Below are 1,247 nucleotides of genomic sequence, written 5' to 3' on the forward strand. Positions count from 1 at the left end.
GGACTGCCCCGAGTTTGGTTGACTCGCAGGTGGGGTGGATCAGGCCGCGGTTGCGTGCCTGTTGATTGTCTCAAACTCGATCGGCGTGAGCTTGCCGAGGCGGGCCTGCCGACGCCGGCGATGGTAGGTGCGTTCGATCCAGGTCACGATCGCCAGACGCAGTTCCTCGCGGGTCTGCCAGCGTTGCCGATCCAGGACGTTCTTCTGCAACAGCGCGAAGAAGGACTCCATCGCGGCGTTGTCACCACACGCCCCGACCCGTCCCATCGATCCACGTAAACCATTGCGCTGCAATGTGTTCACGAACTCCCGCGACCGGAATTGGCTGCCCCTGTCCGAGTGCACGATCGTGCCGGTCGGCTCCCGCAGCCGGACCGCGTTACGCAACGCCGACACCGCCAATGACGACGTCATCCTCGAATCGATCGAGTAGCCGACGATCCGGCAAGAGTAGACATCCTTGATCGCGCAGAGATACAGCTTGCCCTCGGCGGTGGGATGTTCGGTGATGTCGGTCAGCCACAGCCGGTCCGGAGCCTCAGCGGCGAACCTCTTGCGCACCAGGTCGTCGTGCACTGGTGGCCCGGCCCGTCTGGTCAGTCCCTTCTTCTTCGCGAACGCCGACCAGATTCTCTGCTGAGCGCACAGCCGCGCGACCCGGTTCACCCCGGCCGTGATGCCCCGAGCAGGCAGTTCGTCAGCGATGAACCGGTGCCCGAACGCGGGGTCGTCACGATGGATGTCGAGCGCGGCGTTGATCAGATAGGCGTCGTCCAGGTCGCGGCGGGTGACCGGGGCCGCCCTCCAGGCGTAGTACGCCTGTTTGGTGAACCCCAGGACCCGGCAGGTCACCGCGACGGGGAACCCGTCGGCGGCCAGGTCCTCGACCAGCGGGTAGGTCATTTTGGGGAGATCTCCTTGGCGAAGTACGCCGCGGCTCGGCGCAGGATCTCGTTCTCCTGCTCCAGCAGCTTGGCGCGTTTGCGCAGCTCACGCAGCTCTACTGACTCCGTGGTCGTGGTGCCGGGCCGGTTCCCGTCGTCGGTGTCGGCGATCTTGAGCCAGCGGTGCAGGCAGGACTCGGAGATCCCGAAGTCTTTTGCGATCTGCGAGATCGGCGCTTCGCCCTTGCGGGCGACCGCGACCACGTCGCGGCGGAACTCCGGCGGGAACGCTTTGGGCATGGTGGGCATCCTTCCAGCGAGGAGCGCATCCTCACAGGTCAGGAGTCAACCGAACCGGGGGCA

Annotated in this window: 1 protein-coding gene; it reads right to left on the reverse strand. The window is 65.6% G+C overall.

Translation table 11 applies throughout. The annotated features are described in order from the left end of the window. Positions 1–39: 39 nt before the first annotated feature. Positions 40–1,184, reverse strand: a protein-coding gene (locus tag C2L58_RS15075; protein WP_103338204.1) for an IS3 family transposase whose coding sequence is annotated in 2 segments (ribosomal slippage) — positions 40–911 and positions 911–1,184 — 1,146 coding nt in all. Because the reading frame shifts where the segments join, the coding sequence is not laid out codon by codon here. Positions 1,185–1,247: the final 63 nt, after the last annotated feature.

Origin of the sequence: Amycolatopsis sp. CA-126428 (genome assembly GCF_002904335.1) — a bacterium.
In the GTDB taxonomy this organism is placed as follows: Bacteria; Actinomycetota; Actinomycetes; order Mycobacteriales; family Pseudonocardiaceae; genus Amycolatopsis.